The 24,056-nt window shown below is 66.4% G+C and carries 19 protein-coding genes; 7 read left to right on the top strand and 12 right to left on the bottom strand.

All coding sequences use genetic code 11. The annotated features are described in order from the left end of the window. Positions 1-60 precede the first annotated feature (60 nt). The 3 genes from C1704_RS02000 to C1704_RS02010 all read right to left on the bottom strand — a co-directional run bounded on the left by C1704_RS02000 (position 61) and on the right by C1704_RS02010 (position 3,791). Positions 61-1,788: a pseudouridine synthase gene (locus C1704_RS02000; protein ID WP_104300498.1), complete on the bottom strand. Its 1,728-nt coding sequence runs from the start codon at positions 1,786-1,788 to the stop codon at positions 61-63. Further along, a complete protein-coding gene (gene scpB / locus C1704_RS02005) occupies positions 1,778-2,563 on the bottom strand; it encodes an SMC-Scp complex subunit ScpB (RefSeq protein ID WP_104300500.1) in 786 nt (261 codons plus the stop codon). The genes C1704_RS02000 and scpB overlap by 11 nt, the downstream gene beginning before the upstream one ends. A gap of 238 nt (positions 2,564-2,801) precedes the next feature. After that, positions 2,802-3,791 carry an RluA family pseudouridine synthase gene (locus C1704_RS02010; protein WP_211286801.1) on the bottom strand — a complete coding sequence of 330 codons (990 nt, stop codon included), beginning with the start codon at positions 3,789-3,791 and terminating at the stop codon, positions 2,802-2,804. Between the two features lie 35 nt (positions 3,792-3,826). Between C1704_RS02010 and C1704_RS02015 the strand changes: the two genes are divergently transcribed. Continuing rightward, complete coding sequence (locus tag C1704_RS02015) at positions 3,827-4,615, top strand: outer membrane protein assembly factor BamD (protein ID WP_104300501.1); 789 nt, start codon at positions 3,827-3,829, stop codon at positions 4,613-4,615. A 5-nt stretch (positions 4,616-4,620) separates the two neighbouring features. Here the strand turns inward: C1704_RS02015 and C1704_RS02020 are convergent, their stop codons facing one another. Further along, positions 4,621-6,618, bottom strand: coding sequence for a DNA repair helicase YoaA (locus C1704_RS02020; protein WP_104300950.1), 1,998 nt, complete (start codon positions 6,616-6,618; stop codon positions 4,621-4,623). 36 nt (positions 6,619-6,654) lie between these two features. Then, positions 6,655-6,858, bottom strand: a complete 204-nt coding sequence (locus C1704_RS02025; RefSeq protein WP_104300503.1) for a DUF465 domain-containing protein — start codon at positions 6,856-6,858, stop codon at positions 6,655-6,657. A 78-nt stretch (positions 6,859-6,936) separates the two neighbouring features. Here C1704_RS02025 and C1704_RS02030 point away from each other — a divergent pair, with 78 nt between their 5' ends. Beyond that, on the top strand, positions 6,937-7,707 hold the full coding sequence (locus tag C1704_RS02030; RefSeq protein ID WP_104300953.1) for a PP2C family protein-serine/threonine phosphatase: 771 nt from the start codon (positions 6,937-6,939) through the stop codon (positions 7,705-7,707). 12 nt (positions 7,708-7,719) lie between these two features. Here the strand turns inward: C1704_RS02030 and zapE are convergent, their stop codons facing one another. From zapE to C1704_RS02065, 7 genes are all read right to left on the bottom strand, one after another. Next, positions 7,720-8,820 (bottom strand): cell division protein ZapE, encoded by a 1,101-nt coding sequence (zapE, locus tag C1704_RS02035; protein WP_104300505.1) that lies wholly within the window; start codon positions 8,818-8,820, stop codon positions 7,720-7,722. Positions 8,821-8,888: 68 nt separating this feature from the next. Further along, a complete protein-coding gene (gene lpdA, locus C1704_RS02040; RefSeq protein WP_104300507.1) occupies positions 8,889-10,316 on the bottom strand; it encodes a dihydrolipoyl dehydrogenase in 1,428 nt (475 codons plus the stop codon). Positions 10,317-10,326: 10 nt separating this feature from the next. Continuing rightward, positions 10,327-11,580, bottom strand: coding sequence for a 2-oxoglutarate dehydrogenase complex dihydrolipoyllysine-residue succinyltransferase (gene odhB, locus C1704_RS02045; protein ID WP_104300509.1), 1,254 nt, complete (start codon positions 11,578-11,580; stop codon positions 10,327-10,329). Between the two features lie 75 nt (positions 11,581-11,655). Beyond that, entirely contained in the window at positions 11,656-14,514 is a 2,859-nt protein-coding gene (locus C1704_RS02050; RefSeq protein WP_104300511.1) for a 2-oxoglutarate dehydrogenase E1 component, read from the bottom strand. A 240-nt stretch (positions 14,515-14,754) separates the two neighbouring features. Beyond that, positions 14,755-17,199: a sensor domain-containing protein gene (locus C1704_RS02055; RefSeq protein ID WP_104300513.1), complete on the bottom strand. Its 2,445-nt coding sequence runs from the start codon at positions 17,197-17,199 to the stop codon at positions 14,755-14,757. Continuing rightward, positions 17,196-18,503, bottom strand: coding sequence for an HD-GYP domain-containing protein (locus C1704_RS02060; protein ID WP_104300515.1), 1,308 nt, complete (start codon positions 18,501-18,503; stop codon positions 17,196-17,198). The genes C1704_RS02055 and C1704_RS02060 overlap by 4 nt, the downstream gene beginning before the upstream one ends. A gap of 152 nt (positions 18,504-18,655) precedes the next feature. Further along, a complete protein-coding gene (locus tag C1704_RS02065; RefSeq protein ID WP_104300517.1) occupies positions 18,656-20,557 on the bottom strand; it encodes a propionate--CoA ligase in 1,902 nt (633 codons plus the stop codon). Positions 20,558-20,818: 261 nt separating this feature from the next. Here C1704_RS02065 and C1704_RS02070 point away from each other — a divergent pair, with 261 nt between their 5' ends. The 5 genes from C1704_RS02070 (at position 20,819) to C1704_RS02090 (ending at position 24,043) form a co-directional block, all read left to right on the top strand. Further along, positions 20,819-21,448: a C40 family peptidase gene (locus C1704_RS02070; RefSeq protein WP_104300955.1), complete on the top strand. Its 630-nt coding sequence runs from the start codon at positions 20,819-20,821 to the stop codon at positions 21,446-21,448. 68 nt (positions 21,449-21,516) lie between these two features. Then, complete coding sequence (gene moaA, locus C1704_RS02075) at positions 21,517-22,632, top strand: GTP 3',8-cyclase MoaA (RefSeq protein ID WP_104300519.1); 1,116 nt, start codon at positions 21,517-21,519, stop codon at positions 22,630-22,632. A gap of 32 nt (positions 22,633-22,664) precedes the next feature. After that, a complete protein-coding gene (locus tag C1704_RS02080) occupies positions 22,665-22,931 on the top strand; it encodes a hypothetical protein (RefSeq protein WP_146076016.1) in 267 nt (88 codons plus the stop codon). Further along, entirely contained in the window at positions 22,921-23,508 is a 588-nt protein-coding gene (gene mobA, locus C1704_RS02085; protein WP_104300523.1) for a molybdenum cofactor guanylyltransferase MobA, read from the top strand. The genes C1704_RS02080 and mobA overlap by 11 nt, the downstream gene beginning before the upstream one ends. After that, complete coding sequence (locus C1704_RS02090) at positions 23,495-24,043, top strand: GNAT family N-acetyltransferase (RefSeq protein ID WP_245876351.1); 549 nt, start codon at positions 23,495-23,497, stop codon at positions 24,041-24,043. The genes mobA and C1704_RS02090 overlap by 14 nt, the downstream gene beginning before the upstream one ends. Positions 24,044-24,056: the final 13 nt, after the last annotated feature.

A 24,056-nucleotide genomic window follows, 5' to 3' on the forward strand; every position in this document is an offset into this window, starting at 1 on the left:
GTTGATGAAAGAGGCCGGGCCTGTGGTGCCCCGACCCCAGACACTGCAAGGAGCTGGAGCTCAGCGGCCACGGCCTCCCCGCTTGCCGCCGCCCCCACCACCACCGGGCCCACGTCCGCCGCCTTTGCCGCGGCGGAAGAAGGCATCCGCACCGATGTAGCCCACACTGGTCTGCATCGGATCGGGCTGTCGTGGTGCCCCCTGCTTCGCTTTGGTCGATTGGGCGAAGCGCTTGTCATAGGTCTGCTCCAGCGGATCGGGGCCGCCATACCGCTGCCCCTGGGCCCCCCGCCCACCTGAGGCACTGCGCCCCGCTCCCTGCCCCGGCCCCGCTTTGCCCTGGCGCTTGCCCGGCTTGCCTTTGCCGCCCCCCTGGACACCGCCCCGGGGCTGATCGGTGCCGGTGAGGCGGCGGATGGTGCGCACATCCTGATCGCCAAGTTCCACCCACACCCCGCGCTTGAGACCACGAGGCAGCACCAGGCTGCCGTAGCGGATGCGGATCAGGCGGCTGACCGTGAGGCCTACGGCGTCAAAGAGCTTGCGCACCTCGCGGTTGCGCCCCTCGGTGATCACCACCCGGTACCAGCGATTGACGCCCTCACCGCCACCATCCTCGATGGATTTGAAGCAGGCAGGCTGACCGTCGATGTTGACGCCTTCGAGCAGCTTCTGCCGGGCTTCGGGTTCCAGCGTGCCCAGCACCCGCACCGCGTACTCTCGCTCGACGCCGAAACGCGGGTGCATCAGCTGGTTCGCGAGCTCGCCGGAGCTGGTGAACAGCAGCAGGCCTTCGGTGTTGAGGTCCAGGCGCCCCACCGACTGCCATTTGCCCTGCTTGAGCTTGGGCAGGCGGCGGAACACCGTCGGCCGGTTCTGAGGGTCGTCATGCGAGACGACCTCGCCAGCCGGCTTGTGATAGGCCAGCACGCGCGGGGCTGGCGGTGCGATCTGCACGCGGATGGGCTTGCCATTGACGCGCACCTGGTCGCCGAAAGAGATGCGCTGGCCGATGTGGGCCGGCTCGCCGTTCACCGAGATGCGGCCTTCCAGGATGAGCTGCTCCATGTCACGGCGCGAGCCGATGCCCGCCTGCGCGAGAACTTTGTGCAGTTTGGGTGCATCAGGCTCAGGCGCCAGCACGCGCTTGGTCGCAGCCTCGATCTCTTCCTCACCGGCGGGTTCGACCTCGGCATCGAACTGCCCCTCGATCACCGCGTTGAAGCGTTCGGCCACCTCGCGCTGCGCCGCGGGATGGGGACTGCGTGCCGCGTCGGCCCCCTTGCGTGCAGCCCCCTCGCCGCGCTGCGCTGGACGCGGGCCGGTGCCAGCATCCGCGCCTTCGCCACGTTCGGCACGTTCACCGCGGCGGCCACGGCGATTGCGCCGGCGGCGACCGACGCCACCCGCTGCTTCATCGCCTGGGGGCCCATCACCCCCATCGGCCGCCGCCGGGTCGGTCGATGCAACCGAGCGCTCCAACGCTTCCGGGGGACGCTCCAGGCCCTCCCCCGCCATATGTGCACCAACAGTGGGAGACGGCACGCCTGGCGTCTCACCCGCAGCGGGCTTGCGCCTGCGGGGCGTCTTGCGTGCTGCGGGCGCAGGCTGAGAGGCCTCGTCCGCGACGGCTTCTCCGGGGACCGCCGGTGCCACTTCAACGGCTTCCAGCTTGGGCTTGCGCGGACTGCGCCGCTTGGCTTTCGCTGACACCTCACTCGACGGTTCGCCCTGCGGCGCGCCCATCTCGGGGTCGGGGGACGGGGTATCGTTGACGTCAGGATTCATGGCGAGGGAGGGTCTCAGCGTCGTTGGAGGAGTTCACCAGGTTGTCGGCCGGCTGCGCCGGCTGGGCAGGCAAGAGATCGTCGGAAGGCTCGGGAGTTTCAGCTGCACCTGGATCCGCCTGTGTGTCAGCCGCCGTGTCGGCGGCTTGGGCCGCGTCAGCCTCGGAAGCGTTCTCGGGCCCGTCGGGTTCGGGAAGATCCGCGATCTCGTCGAGCAGCGACGATTGCTGCGGCATCGCCAAGGCCTGCACGGCCTCGGCCGCCGCCCCGCCCTCCAGGGCCGGCAGCTGATCCAGGGAGGCCAGTCCCAGGTCGTCCAGGAACTGCTTCGTGGTGGCGTACAGCGCCGGGCGCCCGGGCGCCTCGCGGTAGCCGATGGCGTCGATCCAGCCCCTGTCTTCGAGCTGCTTGATGATCTGGCTGCTGACCGTCACGCCGCGGATGTCTTCGATGTCGCCACGCGTGACCGGCTGACGGTAGGCGATGATGGCCAGGGTTTCCATCGTGGCCCGGGAGTACTTCGGCGGCTTCTCCGGGTTGAGCCGGTCGAGATAGTCGCGCATCTCGGGGCGGCTCTGGAAACGCCAGCCGGTGGACACCGCCACGAGCTCCACGCCGCGCCCCTCCCAGTCGCGTGCCAGCTCATCGAGCAGGCTGCGCAGCGTGTCAGCCCCCAACTCGTCGTTGAAGAGCGCTCGCATGTCACGCAGCGGCAAGGGCTGGTGCGCGCAGATCAGCGCGGTCTCGAGGACGCGCTTTGCATCCTGTGTGTTCATTGGCCGTGTGTCGTCCTCATCCGGGACCGGGCGATCGGCATGAGCCCCGGCCGACGCGCGACGGACGAGCCGCAACGCGGGGAACGGGATCAGGCCTAGTCATCGCCGCGGGGATCGCCACGTCGGGTGCGTGGCCGCCCTCCTCGCCCGGCACTCGCCCTGGAATTGCCAGGGGGGCTGCGGGCGGCGGTGCTTGTGTCTGGAACGCATTGTAGCGCCCACGGCACGTCAAGCGTGGTCAGGACACCACGGTCTGCCACGCCTGCGAAAAATCCGCCGGCGCAGGCACCTCGAACTGCAGGGGGCGCCCGTCAACGGGGTGTGGCAGCCGCAGCCGCCAGGCATGCAGGGCCTGACGGTGCAGGCCCAAGGCATCGCGCCCGCCATAGAGACTGTCCGCCACGAGGGGGTACCCCCGGGAGGACAGATGCACCCGGATCTGATGGGTGCGACCGGTGTGCAGGATGCAGCGCACTGCCGTGTAACCGTTCCGCGTGGCGACCACCTCCACATCGGTGCGAGCCGGCTTGCCACCGGGCACCACAGCCATGCGCACGCGCGACCGGGGATCGCGCGCAATCGGAGCTTCGATCTGTGCCAGCAGCGCTGGCTGAAGGACTTCGCCGTGCACCAGCGCCAGGTACTCCCGGTGCACGCTGCGTGCAGCGATGGCACGGGTCAGCGCGGTGACGGCTTCGAGCGTCTTGCCCACCACCATCAGGCCGCTGGTGTCCTTGTCGAGGCGGTGCACGATGCCCGCACGCGGCAGTTCGGCGGCGCGCCCATGATGCGCCAACAAGGCGTTCAGCAAGGTGCCGGACCAGTGCCCGGCGGCCGGGTGCACCACGCAGCCCACGGGCTTATGGACCACCATCAGGTGCTCGTCCTCGAAAACCACGTCGATGGGCAGGGCTTCGGGCCGAAAGGCCTGGCTCTGCGGCGTCGGCCGCAACTCCACCACCACGCGCTGGCCACTGCGCAGCTTGCGAGACGGCACTGTCGAGGGCTGTCCGTCCACGCGAACAGCACCTTGCTCGACAAGATGCTGCAGGTGGCTGCGCGAAAACTCCGGCGCCAGAGCCACCAGCAACTTGTCCAGGCGCTGGCCGTGCCCGGCCACGTCCACGGTCATCTCGCGGCGCTCGGCCTCGGCGTCCGCGGCGTCTTCATCCGGCTCGGCAGCGTCCGGGAGCTCATCGGCCTCAGGGTCTTGCGCAAGGTGCGCCATATAGAATCGACTGGATCAACTTGTCTGGAAACGGGATGCACCTTCACTTCGCACCGATGGCACGCTGTCTCGGCGCAGCCGCGCTCGTGGCCGTTCTGGCAGCCTGCAGTTCCACGCCCAAGGACGAGACGGCGGGCATGAGCGTCGAGCGAGTGTACTCAGAGGCCCGCGAGGATGCGGCCTCGGGCAACTACGAGCGGGCCATCCGCTTCTACGAACGCCTCGAAGGACGGGCCGCCGGCACGATCCTGGCCCAGCAGGCCCTGCTGGAGCTGGCCCACACCTACTACCGCAGCGGCGAGCGTGCCCAGGCCCTGGCCACCATCGAGCGCTACATGAAGCTCTATCCGACCAGTGCGGCGTCCGACTATGCGCTCTATCTGCGGGGCCTCATCAACTTCAACGACAACCTCGGTCTGTTCGGGCGGTTTTCCGGCCAGAGCCTGTCCGACCGGGACCAGCAAGCCTCGAAGGAGGCTTACCAGTCGTTCCGTCAGCTCGTGGACCTCTACCCGGATTCTGTCTACGCACCTGACGCGCGAGCGAGGATGAACTTCATCGTGAATTCGCTGGCCGAGTATGAAGTGCACGTGGCCCGCTACTACTTCCGCCGCGGCGCCTACCTGGCAGCAGCCAATCGCGCGCAGCTCGCGGTGCAGGAGTATCAGCAATCGCCAGCGGTCGAAGAAGCCCTGCATCTCATGGCGCGCAGCTACGACCGGCTGGGCCTGCCCGAGTTGCGGGACGACGCCCTGCGCGTGCTGCGGCTGAACTTTCCCCAGAGCACCTTCCTGAGCCAGTCGGGCAGCGCGAACCTGCGCTGAGCCCTTCAGTCCACTGCCGGGGATCCCGCCAGTTCCGCCAGCCAGGCCGAGGCCTCTTCCTCGGTCTCGAGCCAGCGCATCGGCGGCAGAGCGGCCCGCAGTCTGCGACCATAGGACATCGTGGCCATGCGAGGGTCGCACACCACCAGCAGGCCACGGTCGCTTTCCGTGCGGATGAGCCGCCCCGCGCCCTGCTTCAGGGCCACCGCCGCCTCGGCCACGAACAGGTCGTTGAAGGCGTTGCGGCCCTCAGCTTCCAGGCGCCGCACCCGTGCCTCGATCAAGGGATCGTGCGGTGGGGGGAAAGGCAGCTTGTCGATCACCACGCACTGCAGCGCCTCGCCGGGCACATCGATGCCCTCCCAGAAGCTTTGCGACCCCACGAGCACCGCGCGGGGCTCGGCGAGGAAATCCTGCATCAACTGTCGCTTGGGCGCATCGCCCTGCTGGAGCACCTTGATGGGCAGGCCAGCTTCGTCGAAGGCGGCCCGCAGCCCGTCGGCAACGGTGGCCAGGGCCTTGAGCGTGGTGGTGAGTACGAAGCTGCGCCCGCCCAGGATCCCGGCCAGACGACCGGCGAGCTCAGCAACGGCCCCGGGGTGCGCCGGCTCGTTGGGCTTCGGAAACCGCCGGGGCACATAGACGCAGGCGTGCGCTGCATAGTCGAACGGGCTGCCCACGCGCAAGGTACGCGCATCCTCCAGACCGGCCGGCTCGGTGAACCAGCTCAATCGGTCATCGTCGCCCAGCGTGGCCGACGTGAAGATCCAGGCCTTGCCCGAGGCATCGATCTGCTCGCGCATGGTGTCGCGGATGTCGAGCGGAGACTCCACCAGCCGGGCCTGCTGCGGGCCCAGGTCGATCCAGCGCACGTGCCCGGGCAAGGCGGGTTCGGCAAAGTCCTGGGCGCGCTGCACCAGCTGCTCTGTGCGCTCGGCCAGGCGGGTGAAGTCAGGTGCGCTGCCGGCCACCGCCAGGACCGCTTCGTGAGCGCCCTGTCCGGCATCGGCCAGCGCCTGCAGCGCCGCCGAGAAGGCCTCGCGCGTGGCCCGCTCCTGCCAGCGCAGCTTGATCAGGCCCCGGTTGTCACGCAGCGGGCCGGCCGCAGCCAGGCGCAGCTCGCGCGCAGCACGCTCGATCCCGGCCGCGAGGGCCTGCCAGTCTCGCAGGCCCCGTGCATGCTGCAGCCCCGCCCCCAGGAGGTCGCGCGCGAGGTCGAGGATCTGCCCGGTCCCCAGGGTGGCACCGAGAAACTGCACCCCCGCCTCGGCGAGCTGGTGCGCCTCATCGAAGACCACCACGTCCACGGTGGGCAGCAGTTCGACCATGCCGGTCTCGCGCAGGGCCAGGTCCGCGAAGAAAAGGTGGTGGTTCACGACCACCACATCGGCCGCCAGGGCCTCCCGCCGGGCGTTCATGACATGGCAGCTGCGGTAGCTGGGGCAATCGGTGCCGAGGCAGTTGTCGCGCGTGGACGTGACCAGGGGAATGACGGGTGAACGCTCGTCCAGGCCGGGCAGTTCGGCCAGGTCGCCGCTGCGCGTGCCCTGGGCCCACTGCTCGATGCGGGCCAGGGCGCGCACCGACCAGCGATCGGGCAGCAGGGCCGAATGCCGCGCCTGCTCCATGCGGTGCAGGCACAGGTAGCTGCCGCGCCCCTTCAGCAGGGCCGTGCGCAGCGGCAGGCCAAGGGCATCGCGCACATGGGGCAAATCGCGCAGGAAGAGCTGATCCTGGAGGCTTTTCGTCGCCGTGCTCACCAGCACCCGGCCGCCGCCGAGCAGCGCCGGCACCAGGTAGGCAAAGGTCTTGCCGACCCCCGTCCCGGCCTCGGCCACCAGGACCTCGCGCTGCGACACGGCCCGCGCCACCGCCGCGGCCAGCTCGGTCTGGATGACGCGCTCGCGATAGCGCGGATCGCTGCGCGCGAGGGCTCCGTCGGGACCGAAGGCTTCACGGGTGGATTGCAACAGCTCTTCACCGAAGCCAGGCACGTCAGACATCATGGCCAGACCTTGTGGCCCGGAACCTCCTCGGCCTCAGGCCGGCTCGCGGGGTTCGAGTTCGGCTTCGAGACGCGCGATCTGATCACGCAGCAGCAGGCGTCGCTTCTTGAGGCGCCGCAGGGCCAGTTCGTCCCGAGGTGTCTGGAATTCAGCGCCATCGATGAGGCTGTCGAGGTCGGCGTGTTCGATGCGCAACTCGATCAGCCGACGCTGGGGCGAGTGCAGGTTTTCATCCATGGCCGACCACCGTTCAAATTTCTCGGCGCAACGAGGAATGGCTGGATTATAGTTTTGGTCTATCCACGCCCGATCGCCATGAGCACCTCTTCTTCCAAGGGTTACCGCCTGAGCGCGGCCACCGGCATCCACCGGGGCGACCGCATGTACCAGCAGGACCAGGTGGACATCCTGGTGCATTCGCGCATTCCGGGCTGTGTGCTGGCCGTGGTGGCCGACGGCATGGGGGGCAAGAGCGGGGGCCGCAAGGCCTCCGACCAGGTCATCCTGACGGCCAGACAGCTGTTCGACCGCTACGCCCCCACCTCCGAGGATGCCCGGGAGGTGCTCAAGCAACTGGTGCTTGAATCCCACCTGATGATCAAGCTCACCGCGATCACCGCGGAAGAGGAACCTCACAGCACGGTGGCGGCCTTCCTGGTGAGCCCCAATCGCGAGTGCGATGTGATCCATGCCGGGGATTCGCGCGTCTATCACTTCCGCGGGCCCGAGATTGTCAGCCGCACCAAGGACCATTCCTATGTGCAGCGCCTGGTCGATGAGGGCCAGATCTCCGAGGAAGAAGCCAACACCCACCCGCAGTCCAACCTGTTGACGGGCTGCCTGGGCACCTTCCAGGACCCTCCCCTGACCCTGCACCACATCGATCGCCTGGAAGTGGGTGATTCGCTGCTGGCCTGCAGCGACGGCCTGTGGCACTACTTCACGCCGCGCGAGCTGGGCGCCATCGTCAACACCCTGCCGCCACGTGAGGCCAGCGAGATGCTGGTGAGCAAGGCCCGCCAGCGGGCACGGGGCGGGGGCGACAACCTCTCGCTCGCCCTCGTTCGCGTCGATCTGCTGACCTGAGCTCGGCCGCGCTCAGGTCAGGCGCGTGTCCACCTCGCGCCGTTCCAGTGACAGGAATTCCTTCGACTGCATTTCCTGCAAGCGCGACACCGTGCGTGGGAATTCGTGTGCCAGCGGTCCTTCGGTGTAGAGCTGCTCGGGCGGCACCTCAGCCGACATGATGAGCTTGACGCGGCGGTCGTAGAGCACATCCACCAGCCACGTGAAGCGCCGGGCTTCCGAGGCCATGCGCACCGGCATGTGCGGCACATTGGACAGCAGCACGGTGTGGAACTGGGAGGCAAGTTCCAGGTAATCGTTCTGTGAGCGAGGGCCGCCGCACAGATCCTGGAAGTCGAACCACACGACACCACCGGCCCGCCGGCGTGCGCGGATCTCGCGCCGCTCGATGTGCAGGAGAGGGCTTTCGTCACGGGCTTCGGCCAGCTCCTCGAAGGCCTGCGTCATTTGCGCATCGGCCTCCTCCCCCAGCGGGCAGTGGTAGAGCTTCACCTGCTCGAGCGTGCGCTGGCGGTAGTCGGTGCCGTTGTCAACGTTGATGACTTCCAGATGCTGCTTGAGCAGTTCGATGGCCGGCAGGATGCGGTCGCGGTGCAGGCCGTTGGGATAGAGCCCGTCCGGGTGGAAGTTGGATGTGGTGACGATGCTGACACGGTGCTTGAACAGAGCCTCCAGCAGCCGATGCAGGATCATCGCGTCGGTCACGTCGGCCACGTGGAATTCGTCGAAGCAGATCAGCCGGTAGCGCCGCGCAATGCGCCGGCCCAACTCATCCAGCGGGTTGACCGTGCCCTTGAGATCCTGCAGTTCCCGGTGCACCTCGCGCATGAACTCGTGGAAGTGCAGCCGGGTCTTGCGCGTGAGCGGCACGGCCTGGAAGAAGCAATCCATCAGGAAGCTCTTGCCCCGACCCACCCCGCCATACATGTACACGCCGCGAGGGATCGGTGGGCGGCGCAGCAGCTTGGTGAGCGCATTGGAGCGCCGGGCCTTGTAGTCGGCCCACTCGTCCTGGCAGCGCTGCAAGGCGGCCACGGCACGCAGCTGCGCCGGGTCGCTGCGGTAGCCGCGTTCCTTGAGCGTGTCTTCGTACAGCTGGGTGACGCTCGTCATGCCGGTCCTGCGTGTTCAAGAAAAAGGGCGACGGTGAAGTCGCCCTGATCCGTGCCTGTGCTGCAACCTCAGAAGTTCAGGGTGCGCTTGTCCACCGCGAGCGCCGCCTCCTTGGTGGCTTCCGACAGCGAGGGGTGCGCATGGCAGATGCGGGCGATGTCCTCGGCGCTGGCCTTGAACTCCATCGCCACCACGGCCTCGGCGATCAGCTCCGAGGCAAACGGTCCGACGATGTGCACGCCCAGGATCTCGTCCGTCTTGGCGTCGGCCAGGAACTTGACCATCCCGGTGGTATCCCCCAGAGCCCGCGCCCGGCCGTTGGCCATGAAGGGGAAGGTGCCGGCCTTGTAGGCCCGGCCGGCCGCCTTGAGCTGCTGCTCGGTCTGACCCACCCAGGCGATCTCGGGGCTGGTGTAGATCACCCAGGGGATGGTGTTGAAGTTGACATGCCCATGCTGGCCGGCGATGCGCTCGGCCACGGCCACGCCCTCTTCCTCAGCCTTGTGGGCGAGCATGGGGCCACGCACCACATCGCCCACCGCCCAGACATTGGGCAGATTGGTCTTGCAGTCGTCATCCACCACGATGGCGCCGCGCTCGTCCAGCTTCAGGCCCACCGCTTCGGGGTGGAGCCCGAGGGTATTGGGTACCCGGCCGATCGAGACGATGAGCTTGTCCACCTCCAGCGCCTGGGCTTCACCCTTGGCGTTGGTGTAGGCGATGCTGACGCCCTTCTTGCCGGTCTTGACCTCGCCGATCTTCACGCCCAGCTCGATCTTCAGGCCCTGCTTGTCAAAGGCCTTCTTGGCTTCCTTGGCAATCTGCTCGTCCACGGCACCCAGAAAGGTGGGCAGGGCCTCCAGCACCGTGACCTCAGCGCCCAGGCGGCGCCACACTGAGCCCATCTCCAGACCGATCACGCCCGAGCCGATCACGCCCAGCTTCCTGGGCACGGACGGGATGCGCAGGGCACCATCGTTGGAGAGGATGGTTTTCTCATCGAAGGCCACGCCGGGCAGCGCCCGCGGATTGGAGCCGGTGGCCACGATGATGTGCTTGCCGGTGAGCACTTCTTCCTTGGCGCCCGAGACCTTGATCTCGTAGCCCCCCTCGGCTGCCTTCACGAAGGAGCCGCGCCCGTGGAAGAAGCTGACCTTGTTCTTCTTGAACAGGTAGAGGATGCCGTCGTTGTTCTGCTTCACGACGGTGTCCTTGCGACTCAGCATCTTCGCCACATCGATGCTGAGGTTGCTCAGCCCGATGCCGTGGTCGGCAAAGTGATGTGCCGCGTGCTCGTAGTGCTCGGACGACTGCAACAAGGCCTTGGACGGAATGCAGCCGACGTTGGTGCAGGTACCGCCCGGAGCCGGGCCGCCCTTGTCGTTCTTCCACTCGTCGATGCAGGCCACCTTGAAGCCCAGCTGGGCCGCGCGAATGGCGGCGATGTAGCCGCCGGGTCCACCGCCGATGACGATGACGTCGAATTGTTGGCTCATCGTCAGGTCCTCAGATGTCGAACAGCAGGCGTGCCGGATCTTCCAGCGCTTCCTTCATCGCCACCAGGCCCAGCACGGCCTCGCGGCCGTCGATGATGCGGTGGTCGTAGCTCATGGCCAGGTAGTTGATCGGGCGGATCACGATCTGGCCGTTCTCGACCACCGGACGTTCCTTCGTGGCATGCACGCCCAGGATGGCCGACTGCGGGGGGTTGATGATGGGCGTGGACAGCATGGAACCGAACACGCCACCGTTGGAGATGGAGAAGGTGCCGCCGGAGAGCTCTTCGAGCCCCAGCTTCCCGTCCTTGGCCTTCTGACCGAACTCGGCAATCTTCTTCTCGATCTCGGCAAAGGTCATCTGGTCGGCGTTGCGCAGGATGGGCACCACCAGGCCGCGCGGGGAGCCGACCGCGATGCCAATGTCGAAGTAGCCGTGATAGACGATGTCGTTGCCGTCCACCGAAGCGTTCAGGATGGGGTACTTCTTGAGCGCATGCACGGCCGCCTTCACGAAAAAGCTCATGAAGCCGATCTTGACGCCGTGCTCCTTCTCGAACTTCTCCTGGAAGCGCTTGCGCATGTCCATCACCGGCGCCATGTTCACCTCGTTGAAGGTGGTCAGGATGGCGTTGGTGGCCTGAGACTGCAGCAGGCGCTCGGCCACTCGAGCGCGCAGGCGGCTCATCGGGACGCGCTGCTCCGGGCGGTCACCCAGGTTGACCGAGGGCGCGCTCACCTGGGGCAGCGGCTTGGCCACGGCCGGGGCTGCCGGTGCCTGGACCGCGGCGGGCTTCACGCCAGCCTCGATGGCACCCAGCACATCCCCCTTGGTGATGCGGCCGTCCTTGCCCGTGCCGCTGACCTGAGCAGCGCTCAGGTTGTTGTCAGCCATGAGCTTGGCTGCAGCGGGCATCGCCACGTCGGACTTGGCGCCGCCCGTGGACACGGCCGGAGCCGCCGCAGGGGCCGGGGCAGGTGCCGGGGCGGCCTTGATCTCCAGGGGGCTGACCTGGGCCTGACCCTCGGTGTCGATCTTGGCGATGACTTCGTCGCTGACCACCGTGTCGCCGTCGTTCTTGACGAGCTGCACGATCACGCCGGCCGCCGGGGCTGGCACTTCGAGCACGACCTTGTCGGTCTCGATCTCGATGAGGATCTCGTCCGCACTGACGGCTTCTCCGAGACGCTTCTTCCAGGACAGCAGGGTGGCTTCGGCCACCGATTCGGACAGTTGGGGAACCTTGACTTCGATGATTGCCATGATTGTTCTTTCGCTATGCGTGTCGCCGCGCCAGCGGCGCCCCTCGCAGGGCCCCACCGCCAGCGCATCCAGGACTTATTTGGTGAGCACGAAACCCTTGAGCTTGGCGAAGGCCTGGTCGAGCAAGGCTTTCTGCTGCTCCTGGTGGAGGTGGGCGTAACCCACCGCCGGCGAAGCCGAGGCCGGGCGCCCGGCATAGCCGAGCTTCTGGCCGTCGAGCATGTTCTCGTGGATGAAATGCTGAACGAAGAACCAGGCCCCCTGGTTCTGAGGTTCATCCTGGCACCACACGACATCGGTCGCGTTCGGATACTTCTTCAGCTCGGCCGCGAAAGCCTTGTGCGGGAAGGGATAGAGCTGCTCGACGCGGATGATCGCCACGTCGCCGGCCTTCTTCTCTTCGCGCTTCTTGACGAGGTCGTAATAGACCTTGCCCGAACAGGCGATCACTCGCTTGACCTTGGCCGCATCGATCTCGGCGTTGAGCTCACCGATCACGGTGCGGAATTCACCCTTGGTGAACTCGGACAGCGGCGAGGTGGCATCTTTGTTGCGCAAGAGCGACTTGGGCGTCATCAGCACGAGCGGCTTGCGGAACATGCGCACCATCTGGCGGCGCAGCACATGGAAGATCTGGCTGGCCGTCGTGGGCTGGCAGATCTGCATGTTGTTGTCGGCGGCCAGCTGCATGAAGCGCTCCAGGCGCGCCGAGCTGTGCTCGGGGCCCTGGCCCTCGTAGCCATGAGGCAACATCAGCGTCAGGCCGTTGGCGCGGCCCCACTTCACTTCGCCAGAAGCGATGAACTGGTCGATCACCACCTGGGCACCGTTGGCGAAGTCGCCGAACTGGGCCTCCCAGATCACCAGCGTGTTGGGGTCGGCCGAGGCATAGCCGTACTCGAAACCGAGCACCGCTTCTTCCGACAGGATGGAGTCGATCACGACGAACGGGGCCTGGTTGTCGGCCACGTTCTGCAGCGGAATGTAGGTGCCTTCGTCGAACTTCTCGCGGTTCTGGTCATGCAGCACGGCGTGGCGGTGCGTGAAGGTGCCACGCCCGCAGTCCTCGCCCGAGAGGCGCACTGGATAGCCGCTGGCCACCAGGGAGGCGAAGGCGAGGTGCTCGCCCATGCCCCAGTCGACGTTGATCTCACCCCGCCCCATGGCGGCGCGGTCCGCAATGACCTTCTCCACCAAAGGATGGACCTTGAAGTTCTCCGGGATGGTGGTGATGCGCTCGGCCAGACGTTTGATCTCGGCCAGCGGCAAGGCGGTGTCGGCGGCATCCGTCCACTTCTTGCCGAGGAAGGGCGTCCAGTCGACGGCGTACTTGCTCTTGTAGTTGGTGAGCACCGGATCGATGGTGTGCTTGCCGGCATCCATCGCGGCCCGATAGGCCTTGACCATCTCGTCGGGGCCGTCCTCGGACAGCACGCCTTGAGTCACCAGCTTGTCGGCGTAGAGCTTGCGGGTCCCCGGATGCTTGGCGATCTTCTTGTACATCAGCGGCTGGGTGAGCGAGGGGGTGTCCTGCTCGTTGTGGCCCAGCTTGCGGAAGCACACGATGTCAACGACCACGTCTTTGTTGAACTCCTGGCGGTAGTCCAGGGCGAGCTGGGTGCAGAACACCACGGCCTCTGGATCGTCGCCGTTCACGTGCAGCACCGGCGCCTCGATCATCTTCACGACGTCGGAGCAGTACAGCGTCGAGCGGGTGTCTCGCGGGTCGCTGGTGGTGAAGCCGATCTGGTTGTTGATGACGATATGGACGGTACCGCCGGTGTAGTAGCCGCGCGTCTGGGCCAGCGCCAGCGTTTCCATCACGACGCCCTGGCCGGCGAAGGCGGCATCACCATGCACCAGCACGGGCAGCACCTGATCGCCTTCCTTGTCGCCACGACGGTCCATGCGGGCCTTGACGGAGCCTTCGACCACCGGGTTGACGATCTCCAGATGCGAAGGGTTGAACGCCAGACTCAGGTGCACCGGGCCGCCGGGGGTGGAGACGTCACTGGAAAAGCCCTGGTGGTACTTCACGTCACCAGCAGGCAGATCCTCCTTGGCCGTGTGCTCGAACTCGGCGAACAAATCCTTGGGCATCTTGCCCAGGGTGTTGACCAGCACGTTGAGGCGGCCACGGTGAGCCATGCCGATGACGATCTCCTGCACACCCTTCTCACCGGCTCGCTTGATGAGTTCGTCCATCGAGGCGATGAAGCTTTCCCCGCCTTCGAGGGAAAAACGCTTCTGGCCGACATATTTGGTGTGCAAGAAGCGCTCCAGGCCTTCGGCCGCGGTGAGCCGCTCCAGGATGGATTTCTTCTTCTCGGGCGTGAAGATCGGCTTGGAGCGCGTGCTTTCCAGGCGTTCCTGCCACCACCGCTTCTCTGCGGGGTCGGTGATGTGCATGAACTCGGCGCCGATGGTGCCGCAGTAGGTGTCACGCAGGGCCTGCAGGATTTCCCGCAGGGTCATCTGCTCGGCTTTGGTGAAATAGGTGTTGGTGGCGCTGAAAGTGATGTCCATGTCACTTTCAGTGAGGTCGTAGAAGGCCGGCTCCAACTCGGGGATGCGCGGGCGCTCCTGACGCTTGAGGGGATCGAGGTCGGCCCAGCGGGATCCGAGGAAGCGATAGGCAGCAATCAGGGACTGGACATGCACCTGTTTGCGCGCGACGGCCAGGTCAGCACTGCTGGCCTTGACCGTAAAGGCGTTCGACTTGGCGCGCTGCGCAAAGGATTCGATCACCGGGGCGTGGGCCACGTCACGGGAGTTGCTGCCATCGACGGCAGGCACGTTCTGGAGGGCGTCGAAATAGGCGCGCCAGTTGTCCGGCACCGAACCGGGGTTGTCGAGGTAGGCCTCGTACAACTCTTCGACGTAGGGAGCATTGCCCCCGAACAGGTACGAGTTGGACCTGTATTGCTGCATCATCTCGCTCACCTCACACCCCGGTTTCCAGGGCTGTTGGCTGGTTGATCAACCTTCCGCGACACGGCTTGACCGGTTGGCGGATTGCGACCCGCCTTCACTGTGGATTCACTCAGAAACCAGCAAAGGGGACGGGAAGGACCGAAAGTCTCAGGGTGGAACTCTAACACTCATCGCGTTTGATGGCCAATAAGCATTTCCCACAAACTCGTTTCAATGTGGGAAGCGCCCACCGCCGATGTGTCACCGCCCGGCCGGGCACGGAACCTGATCGGGCCCCTGACCGCAGCGCAGGGCGGCCACCTCCTCGGGATCGACCGCTGGCGCAAACAGATAGCCCTGATAGTGGTCGCAGCCGGCAGCGGCCAGAAACTGGCGCTGCAGATCGGTTTCCACGCCTTCGGCGATCACCTGGAGATGCAGGGCGCGTGCCATGCTGACGATGGCGCGCACGATGCCCGCATCGCTCTCATCGGCGGGCAGGCCGCTGATGAAAGAACGGTCGATCTTGAGCTTGCCGATGGGAAAGCGCTTGAGGTAGCCCAGGCTGGAGTACCCGGTGCCAAAGTCGTCGATGGACAGACCCACCCCCAGACGCTTGAGCTGGAGCAGGCGGGCGAGCGCCTCGTCCGCATCCTGGATCAGGATGGTTTCGGTGAGTTCGAGTTCCAGCAGTTCGGGCGCCAGCCCGGCAGCGTCCAAGGCTGCAGCGACCCGCTCGACGAAGTTGGCTTGCTGGAACTGCAGCGCCGACACATTGACCGAGACTTGCAGCGCACAGCCGTCCTGCTGCCACGCGGCGGCCTGGCGCACGGCCTGGTTCAGGACCCAGTCTCCCAGGGGCACGATGAAGCCGCTTTCCTCGGCCACCGGGATGAACTGGGCAGGGGACACATCGCCCAGATCGGGATCACGCCAGCGCAGCAAGGCCTCAGCCGCCACAACGGCCTGGCTGCGGATGTCCACTTGCGGCTGGAAGGCCAACCGGAAATGCCCAGCGGGCAGTGCCTGACGCATGGCATGGTCGATCTTCATGCGCGCCAGCAAATCGACGTTCATCTGCGGCTGGTAGAAGCGAAAGCCCGCACGCCCTCGCTCCTTGACGCGGTACATGGCTGCGTCGGCGTTCTTGATCAGGTCATTGGTGGTGGTCCCGTCGGCCGGGTACATCGCAATGCCGATGCTGCCGGTGACCGTGAAGCTCAGTTCTTCGAGCTGCACCGGCTGATTCAGCGCCTCCTGGATGCGACGTGCCGTGGCTTCGGCCCCGCGGGCATCGGCCTGGTGCAGCAGCACCACGAACTCGTCACCGCCGTAGCGCGCCACCGTGTCGACCTCACGCACACACCGCTTGAGACGCTCGGCCACATCCACCAGCACGCGATCGCCATACAGGTGGCCCAGCGAATCGTTGATGTGCTTGAAGCGATCCAGGTCGATGAACATCACGGCGAACTGTCCGTGCTCGCGGCGTGCCATGGCGATGGCGAAATCCACGCGCTCTGCAAAGACGAGCCGGTTCGGTTGGCCGGTCAGGGCATCGGTGTAGGCCAACTCCTCGATGCGCCGCTTGGCGGCCAGCTTGTCGGTGAGGTCCTTCACGAAGGCGATGTAGTGGAGGGTGCCTCCCGTCTCGTCCGGCAGGCGCACCATCGAGACCTGGCAGGGGCCACTCCCCCCCTCGCTGCGCTGGTAGTAGAGCTCGGCCTCCGCGCTGCCTCGCTCATCGACCAGGGCCTGCACGCGATCCACCGCCCCCGGTTCGGCAGGATCGTGGATCAGCTCCCCCCAGCGCCGCCCCAGCAGCGCACGGCGCGGACTGCCGCACAGCCGCTCACAGCCCGGGTTGGCGGCGAGGATCTTGAGGTCCGCGTCGGTGACGAAGACGGCGTCCGGACTGGCCTCGAAGACCTTCGCCGCCAGTTGCAGCTGGGACTGGTTGAGCAGCTGCTGGGTGATGTCCCGGAATGAATAGACGCGACCGATGGGCCGCCCACGGCTGTACTGCGGGCGCGTGACGCGCTCGATCACACGCCCGCCCTTGAGGGCGATGATGTCGGTGGCTTCCAGCAAGGGGGATCTGGCGATGACATCCAGCTTTTCGTCGTAAGCCGTCACGTCGAGCACGGATTCCCGCAGCCAGGCGAAGACGGCTTGGTCGTCGCGCCGGAGCATCAGAGCCTGGGGGAACTTCCACAGGTCGGCCAGGCGCTGGTTGTAGCCGCGGATGGCCCCATGCAGGTCCACGGCCAGGATGCCGTCGGCTGTCGACTCCAGCGTGGCACGGAGCTCGGACACCAGGCGTTCGAGTTCGTCTTCGGCCCGCCGTTGCTCGGTACGGTCGCGCAGGCACACCAGGAAGACCGAGTGACCCGGCGCCAGGCGCAGCAGGCTCACGCGACGCTCGACCTGGACCATGCTGCCATCAGCCCGGCAGATCAGACTGTCGGAGAGGATCCTGTCGCTCAGTCCGGCAGCGACGTCCTCCCAGAAGACCATGTCCTCGGGTGTGGCGGCCAGCTCGATGGCCGGCCGCCCCACCAGGCTGCCCTCGCTCACCCCCAGCAGGCCATGCGCCGCCTGGTTCGCCGCCACGACGCGCAGCTCGACCGGGTCCACCATCCAGACGGCTTCGAGCATCCCGTCGATGAGGTGCTGCAGCGCCGGGCCCAGCGTCGAAGGAGTCATTCGCGAGACTCCTCGCCAGCATCGGTGGCATCCACCGCGCGCTCGAAGAAGTAGCAGATGCGCTGGCGCGGCGAGAGGTAGTCCAGCGCTGCCCGAGGCAACTGCAGCGGCTTGAGGCTGCGCCGCACGCCGAGCTCCGGCTGGGTCTCCAGATCGACGATCAGCGCATCTTCGGCGGGCACCCTGGGGTCGTGAACGATCACGCGCGGCTTGAGAGGCCGAGCAGAGTTGACCGACACCACGAGCGCAAAGCGCCCGTCGGTGAGTTCCACCACGGAGCCCGGCGGATACACGCCCATCATCTTGATGAAGGCGCTGAGGGTGACCGCGTCGAAGCGACTCTTCATCTGCGCGAAGATGAGCGACAAAGACTCGTGTGGGGTCAAACCCTTGGCCGGATTCAGCGGATTGCACAGGGTGTCGTAGCGATTCACGAGCGCGACGATGCGCGCCGCCGCGCTGATGCGTTCGGCCGGCAGGCGCTGCGGAAACCCTTTGCCATCGGCCTGCTCATGGTGCTGGGCAATGACCAGCGTGGCCTGCGGGCTCAGCTTCATCTTGCGCGCCAGGCTCACACCGTGGGCGACGTGCTCCTGGTAGAACTGCAGTTCGGCGGCGGAAAAATGCTCATCGCGCCAGCGCACGCGATCCGGCAGGTCGATCTTGCCGATGTCGTGAAGCAGCGCTCCCAGGCCCAGGTCACGCAGCTCATCGTCGCCCAGTCCCATCGCGCGCCCCAGCAGCATGGACACGACGGTGACGTTCAGGCTGTGAGTGCAGGTGCGGTCTCCCGCTGTTTCGCCGAGCAGCCGGATGCAGGTGTCGTGGGCACCATCGATCTTGCCCAGAAAGTCGCGCACCAGCGTCTCGGACTTCTCGCGGGCGACGTCAGGCTGGCTGTGGGCGGCGTCGGTGATGGACCGAAATTCGCGAGCGGCCGCTTGAAATTCGCGCTCGCAGCCTGCGATGCTGGCGCGTTGGGCGGCCAGCATGGCCCGGTGCCGCCGCTGCAGCGCCGCGCGGGCCGTGTGCTCGGCATCGACATCGGCTTCGGGTTCCACCGGCACCAGCGTGCTTTCCTGTGGGGAGGCCACAGCCGCCAGCACCCCGGTATCACTGCGCGCGGGGTCCCACCTGACGCGTGTCAGCCCCAGGCTCTGGATCGTTGCAATCTGGTCCACCGACGCGATCCGAAAGCTCCCGGTGGCGAAGGGGTGCGCCATCCAGCTCACGTCGAGATGCACATACATGCCGACCCGGAGCTGGTGGACGTCAACGAAAAGTGGAGCCTGGAGGTCTTTCATCCGAAAATGCGCTGGACCGCCAATGTATCCAGGCTCTCGGAACTTCGACCAAATGTCCGGCGACTTGAGCGAAAGTGTCTCGCATCCCCCACAAGCGGGAGAGCCGGGATGTGAGACATGTCACATCTCACACCCCGGCGCCGGTGGCTGCATCAGACGGTCGGCGCACTGACGATGGCCTGGATCTGCTGCAGAGCGGCCGGATCCTCGATGGTCGTCAGGTCGCCCGGGTCACGGTGTTCGCAGACGGCCTGGATGGCGCGACGCAGGAGTTTGCCCGAGCGTGTCTTGGGTAGCGCTGTGACGAATCTCACGCGTGCCGGGCGGGCCACCGCGCCCAGTTGCTGGTCCACGACCTTCATGATCTCACCTTCGAGCTGGAGGGCCTGCGCCTCAGAGGCCGCCTCGGAGGGGTCTTTGAGAACGGCGAAGGCCATGGCCACCTGGCCCTTGAGGTTGTCGGCCACACCCACCACCGCCACTTCGGCGACCTTGGGGTGGCTGGAAATGCTCTCCTCGATCTCACGCGTTCCCAGGCGGTGTCCGGCCACATTGATGACGTCGTCCGTTCGACCGAGGATGAAGTAGTAGCCATCCTCGTCACGGATCGCCCAGTCGAAGGTGCTGTAGACCTGACGGTTGGGCACGGCGCTCCAGTAGGTCTTGACGAAGCGCTCGTCGTCGCGCCACACGGTCTGCATGCAGCCGGGGGGCAAGGGTCCCTCGATCGCCAGCACGCCCTTCTGGTGAGGGCCGGTCAGCTCCTCGCCCGTGCCTTCATGAAGGAGCTTCACCCGGTAGCCATACATCGGCACCCCCGGTGAACCAAACTTGCTGGGCTTCTTCTCCACGCCGTTGGCGATGGTGAGGATGGGCCAGCCGGTCTCGGTCTGCCAGTAGTTGTCGATGATGGGCTTGCCCAGGCTGTCGGCGATCCACTGCGCAGTAGGTTCGTCCAGCGGCTCGCCCGCCAGGAACAGGGCGCGCAGGCTCGACAGGTCGTACTTCTTCAGGAAGGCCGCATCATGCTTCTTGAGCACCCGCACGGCGGTCGGGGCACTGAACATCACCGTGACCTTGTACTTCTCGACCAGCTGCCACCAGATGCCGGCATCCGGTCGGACGGGCAGCCCCTCGTACAGGATGGTGGCCATGCCGGCGATCAGGGGGCCATAGACGATGTAGCTGTGCCCCACCACCCAGCCGATGTCGCTGGTGGAGAAGTAGGTCTCCCCCGGGTTGCCGCAGAAGATGTGCTTCATGCTGGCCGCCAGGGCCACGGCATACCCGCCCGTGTCCCTCTGCACTCCCTTGGGCTTGCCGGTGGTGCCGCTGGTGTAGAGCGTGTAGCTCGGGTGGTCGGCATTCACCCAGATGCAAGGCACCTGGGCCTCCAGGTGCTGCTCGCGCAGGCTGGCGTAGTCCGCATCCCGTCCGGCCACGGTGTCCATGGGCGCCAGGCCTCGGTTGACCATGAGCACCCGCTCGGGCTTGTGCGTGGCCAGACGGATGGCCTCGTCGAGCAAGGGCTTGTAGGGCACGACTTTGCCAGACCGCGAACCAGCGTCGGCGCTGACCACGACACACGGCTGCGCATCGTCGATCCGGCTGGCCAGGCTCACACTCGCAAAGCCGCCGAAGACGACCGAATGGATCGCCCCCAGCCGGGTGCAGGCCAGCATCGCGAACACCGCTTCGGGGATCATGGGCATGTAGATGAGCACACGGTCACCCTGTCGCACCCCGAGCGACTGCAGCACGGCGGCCATGCGCTGCACCTCGGTGTGCAGTTCCCGGAAGCTGTAGGCCCGCTCGGTGCCGGTTTCGGTGGAGACATGGATGAGCGCGTTCTGGTCGGCCCGCTCGGCCAGGTGCCTGTCCACGGCGTTGTGGCACAGGTTGGTGGTGCCCCCGACGAACCATCGCGCAAAGGGCGGCCGGCTGTAGTCGCAGATCGTCTGCGGCGGCTGCTGCCAGTCGATCAGACGAGCCTGCTCAGCCCAGAACCCCTGCGGGTCGTCGATCGAGCGCTGGTAGAAGGTCTTGTAGTCCATCGTGTCTCCTCGGATCCTCGGGTGGCGGTGCCCACCGATGCAGCCGCCATTGGAGTGAGGCGCGCTGACGGTCGGCTGACATTGCCGAGCTTCGCCACGCATCGTGCGCCGGGTCTTGATCCAGGTCATCGGGACGAGCCCGGGGCCTCGCCCTCGAAACCCGACACACCTCACTGAACCTTCTTGAAATTGTCCTCATAAGTGCTTGTCAACAGACAATATTCCTTGACTTAGAAGCCTGACATGCCTATGTTCTCGCCCATGTCCGTCCTGCCCCTGTCCCGCCCCGTCCTCTGGCTGCTGGGCGCGAGCGTGCTTGCTGGCTGCGCAACGTCCCCGGCGCCACGCCCGGCCCCGCCCTCCCAGGATGCCGTGGCAGCCTTTCTGGTGGAACGAGGTCTGGCCCCTCCACCGCCTCAGACCCCCTCTCCGCAAGCCGCAGAAGCGCCTTCCGGTCTTGAGCCCGCAGATGCCGAGGCAGCCGAACGCGAGGGCGTGGCCGAGCCTGTGGTGACGGCCCTGAACTTCCTCGGCGTGGGCTATCGCCGCGGAGGCAACTCCGCGGAGCAGGGCTTTGACTGCAGCGGCTTCACGCGCCACGTCTATGAGGTCAGCCTGGGCATCGTCCTGCCCCGGCGGGCCGACGAACAGGCCCAGGCGCCGGAGTTGCGCCGCATCGCACGCACGGCGCTGCAACCCGGCGATCTCGTGTTCTTCAACACTCTGGGCCGCACCTTCTCGCATGTGGGCATCTATGTAGGCGATGGCCGCTTCATCCACGCACCCCGCTCCGGGGCTCAGGTGCGGGTGGAAAGCATGGAGTCGCCATACTGGCGCAAGCGCTACACGGGGGCCCGCCGCGCCGAGACCCTGGCTGCTGCGGCCGACTGACCGCGATCCCAGGCCGGTTTCCCCGCTCCCAGGCACCTGGCGCCGCCCGCACGAGGCACAATCCAGGCATGGCAGACAAAGTCATTCCTCTGGCCGACCACCGCTACCGGGCCCCGGTGCCCGCTGTGCCGGACGCATGGCAGCCCCCCTCGGGCCTGTTGAGCGATGGCCTGGGACGGCCGTTGCGCGATCTGCGCATCTCGGTCACGGACCGGTGCAACTTCCGGTGCAGCTACTGCATGCCCAAGGAAGTCTTCGACAAGCACTACCAGTTCCTGCCGCACGGGGCGCTGCTGAGCTTCGAAGAGATCACGCGCGTGGCCCGGCTGTTCGTGGCCCACGGGGTGCAGAAGATCCGGCTCACGGGAGGGGAACCCCTGCTGCGCAAGAACATCGAGGCGTTGATCGAAATGCTGGCAGCCCTTCGCACGCCAGATGGACACCCGCTGGATCTGACCCTCACGACCAACGGCTCGGTGCTGGCTCGCAAGGCCCGGGCCTTGAAGGACGCCGGCCTGCAGCGCGTGACGGTCAGCCTGGACGCGCTCGATGATGCGCTCTTCCGGCGCATGAACGACGTGGACTTCCCGGTAGCCGACGTGCTGGCTGGCCTGGAGGCGGCTGAACGCGTCGGCCTGGGGCCGCTCAAGGTCAACATGGTCGTCAAACGTGGCACCAACGACCACGAGATCGTGCCCATGGCCCGGCACTTTCGCGGCACCTCCATCGTGCTGCGCTTCATCGAGTTCATGGACGTGGGGGCCACCAACGGCTGGCGCATGGAGGAGGTTCTGCCTTCGGCCCAGGTCATCGAACGTCTGCATGCGGCGTTCCCGCTCGAGCCCATCGACCCGAATTACCCCGGCGAAACAGCCGAGCGCTGGCGCTACCGCGACGGCGGCGGCGAGATCGGGGTGATCTCCAGCGTCACGCAGGCCTTCTGTCGCGACTGCAATCGTGCGCGCCTGTCCACCGAAGGCAAGCTCTTCCTGTGCCTGTTCGCTGCCGAGGGGCACGATCTGCGAGCGCTGCTGCGAGGAAACTACAGCGACGAACAGATCGCCGCTGCCATCGGCCTGATCTGGCAGCAGCGCTCCGACCGCTATTCGGAACTGCGCTCCACGCTGAAGGCGGATACCGGATCCGGTCAGCGCAAGGTCGAAATGCACTACATCGGGGGCTGACCATGCGCCGCATGCCGCTGTTGAACCCCTCCGTGAAGCGGCGGCTTCTCGCGGCACTGGGGCTCAGCGTGGCGGTTCCCTGGCTGATCGGGGCCTGGGTCAAGACCACCCTGCAAAGCGGGCTGCATGATGACGCCACCCGCGCCTCCCAGATCGTGGACTTCATCGTGGCAGGCAGCGTGGTCTTCCTGATTGCGATGGTGGTGACGGCTGCCGTGGGCTGCGTGGTGGTGGCCGTGATGAAGGGCCCGCACTACATCGGCGACCCTTTCCCTCAAGACGAAAGCAATGGACCCTGATCAGATCACCGGCCTCATCCTGGCCGGCGGACGTGGCAGCCGCATGGGCGGCGTGGACAAAGGCCTGCAGAACTACCAGGGCTTGCCGCTGGCGATGCACGCACTGCTGCGCCTCTCGCCGCAGGTCGGTCATGTCATGATCAATGCCAACCGCAATCTTGGCGCCTACGAGGCCTTCGGTGTGCCCGTGTGGCCCGATGCCCTGCCCGACTTTGCAGGCCCGCTGGCGGGCTTCCTGACCGGTCTGGACCACTGCGAGACGCCCTACCTCGTGACCGTGCCCTGCGACACGCCACACTTCCCGACCGACCTGGTGGCGCGCCTGTCGACCGCGCTTCAGGCCCAGGACGCGGACATCGCCATGGCCCGCACTGGCGCCCAGGTGCAGCCCGTGTTCACGCTGATGAAGATCTCCCTGCTGGAGAGCCTCGTGCGCTTCACGGACAGCGGGGGACGCAAGATCGACCGCTGGACCGCCCAGCATCACACCGTGGAGGTGGATTTCGATGACGAGTCGGCCTTTGCCAACGTCAACACCCAGGACGAGCTGGTGGCGCTCGAACGTGGCCGTGGCTGATGCGTCGCCCCACGTCGAGGTGCGACGCCTCGGCCCGGAAGATCTGCCAGCCTACAAGCTGCTGCGCGACGAGGCCTTGCAGCGCCACCCCGAGTCCTTCACCTCGGATGCGGAAACCGAACGCCTGCGCAGCCCCGAAAGCTACCTGGGACGGCTCGGACTGAGCGAGCCGCTCGGGGGCACGTTCCTGATGGGAGCCTGGGTGGATGGTGAACTGGCCGGATCCGTGGCCTGCGAACGTGAGCTCAAGCGCAAGCTGCGCCACCGCGCCAACATCGTCGGCATGTACGTGCGGGAGTCTCATACCCGGCTGGGCATCGGGCGCCGGCTCCTGGCTTCAAGCCTCGACCTTGCCCGCCAGGCCCAGGGGCTGGAGATGCTCACACTGACCGTGACCGCATCCAACGATCGGGCCGTGAAGCTCTACGAGCGTGTCGGCTTCAAGGTCTATGGGCTGCTGCCTCATGCCATCCGGATCGAGACCGGTCGCAAGGTGCAGTATTTCGACAAGGCCCACATGGTGCTGATGCTGTGAGTTCCGCTGCTGC

Origin of the sequence: Caldimonas caldifontis (assembly GCF_002930615.1) — a bacterium.
Lineage (GTDB): Bacteria > Pseudomonadota > Gammaproteobacteria > Burkholderiales > Burkholderiaceae_C > Caldimonas > Caldimonas caldifontis.